At 54.6% G+C, this 2,207-nt stretch carries 3 protein-coding genes; all 3 read left to right on the plus strand.

Annotated elements, in window-relative coordinates:
- Positions 1–725, plus strand: a 725-nt coding sequence (locus B3Z49_RS02925; protein WP_296988129.1) for a cysteine desulfurase family protein, incomplete at its 5' end; no start/stop codon positions are given.
- Between the two features lie 27 nt (positions 726–752).
- On the plus strand, positions 753–1,976 hold the full coding sequence (locus B3Z49_RS02930; RefSeq protein ID WP_063088290.1) for an IscS subfamily cysteine desulfurase: 1,224 nt from the start codon (positions 753–755) through the stop codon (positions 1,974–1,976).
- 91 nt (positions 1,977–2,067) lie between these two features.
- The coding region (locus tag B3Z49_RS02935; RefSeq protein ID WP_296988234.1) for an iron-sulfur cluster assembly scaffold protein at positions 2,068–2,207 on the plus strand (140 nt) is incomplete at its 3' end.

A 2,207-nucleotide genomic window follows, 5' to 3' on the forward strand; every position in this document is an offset into this window, starting at 1 on the left:
TGGTTTCGGTCATGCTGGCCAATAACGAAACCGGCGTCATTCAGCCGGTTGCCAAGGTTGGTCTGCTGGCGCGTGAATATGGTGCCAAGGTCCATTGCGACGCTGTTCAGGCGCTGGGCCGGTTGCCGGTCGATATGGGGCGCTTGCTGGTCGATATGGTGTCGATCTCGGCCCACAAGATCGGCGGTCCAAAAGGAATTGGTGCGCTGGCGATTGCGCCGGGCGTGATGCTGGTCCCCCAGATCCGGGGCGGCGGGCAGGAAAAATACCGCCGTGGTGGCACGGAAAACGTTGTCGGGATTGCAGGCTTTGATGCCGCAGCCAAGCGTGCAGAGGCCAATATGGCAAGGATGGCGGATATCGCGCAGATGCGTGATCGCCTGGAAACAGAATTGGCATCAGAGGCGCCTGAGCTTCTGATCGCTGGCAAGGGAACGGAGCGACTGAGCAATACAAGTTGCCTGATCCTGCCAGGAATGCCCGGGGAAACCCAGGTCATGGCAATGGATCTGGCAGGAGTTGCCATCAGTTCGGGATCTGCCTGTTCATCAGGCAAGGTACGTGAAAGCCACGTGCTTAGGGAAATGGGTGTTACCGAGCCCGGATCGGCCATTCGGGTCAGTCTGGGACTGGATAGCACCAACGAAGACATTGATACATTTATCCGCGTTTGGAGCCGGATGAGGGGTAATGCAGCGCGCAAGAAAGCGCGTCACGCTGCCTGAGAAAGAGTGAGTGAGGAAGCCTTTAAAATGAACGAGCTTAAAGCAAAGCCGATCTATCTGGACTATCAGGCGACGACGCCGACCGACCCGCGGGTTGTCGAGGCAATGCTGCCATACTTCACCGAGAAATTCGGTAACCCGCATTCGCGCAACCACAGCTTTGGCTGGGAAGCCGAGGACGCGGTTGAAGTTGCACGCGGTCAGGTTGCCAAGATCATTGGTGCGTCGGCCAAGGAAATCATCTTTACCTCGGGTGCGACTGAGTCAAACAACCTCGCCCTCAAAGGCGTGATGAAGTTCTATGGCAAGAAAAAGCCGCACCTGATCACGGTTGTCACCGAGCATAAATGCGTGCTCGACAGTGCCCGCCACCTTGAGCAGGAAGGTTACAAAGTGACCTATCTTGGCGTTAAGGAAAACGGCCTGATCGACCTTGAAGAACTCAAGGCTGCCATCACCGATGAAACCGCACTCGTGTCCGTCATGGGTGTGAACAACGAAATCGGTGTCATTCAGCCGCTCAAGGAAATCGGTGAAATCTGCCGCGAACGCAAAGTCTTCTTCCATACTGACTGTGCGCAGGCGGTTGGCAAGATCGACCTTGATGTTGATGACATGAAGATCGACCTGATGTCGATTTCCGGTCACAAGATCTATGGCCCGAAAGGCATTGGCGCGCTGTATGTTCGCCGTCGTCCACGTGTTCGTGTAATCGCACAGATCACCGGTGGTGGTCAGGAACGCGGCATGCGTTCCGGTACGCTTCCGACCCCGCTGATCGTTGGTCTTGGCAAGGCGTGTGACATTCTTTCGAATGAAATGGCCGAAGAAAACGCACGTATCGAAAAACTGCGTGACTACACGCTTCAGCGTTTCCGTGACCGTCTCGAAGACATCTATGTCAATGGTGACGAACATGTCCGTGTCAGCGGTAACCTGAACATTTCGTTTGCCTATGTCGAAGGTGAAAGCCTTCTGATGGACATCAAGAACATTGCCGTGTCGTCGGGCTCTGCCTGCACCTCGGCGTCGCTGGAACCGTCTTACGTTCTGCGTGCTCTTGGTGTTGACGAAGAATTGGCCCATACATCCCTTCGTATTGGCATTGGTCGCTACACCACCAAGGAAGAGCTTGATGAAGCCGTTGATGCCATCTGCACCGCAGTTGAGCGTCTGCGCGAAATGAGCCCGCTTTGGGAAATGGCGCAGGAAGGCATCGACATCAAGTCGATCGAATGGGCTGAACACTAAGAACGACAACGACCGAAAACGTACTATCGACACATTCGATATGTATTCTGTCTCGTGAGAGAGACTCAGGATTTTTAGGAGGATTCCTATCATGGCTTATAGTGAAAAGCTGATCGACCATTACGAAAACCCGCGCAATGTCGGCTCCATGGACAAAAACGAAACCTCTGTCGGGACCGGCCTTGTCGGCGCACCGGCATGTGGTGACGTCATGAAGCTGCAGATCAAGGT

This window comes from Thalassospira sp. UBA1131 (genome assembly GCF_002311515.1).
Lineage (GTDB): Bacteria > Pseudomonadota > Alphaproteobacteria > Rhodospirillales > Thalassospiraceae > Thalassospira.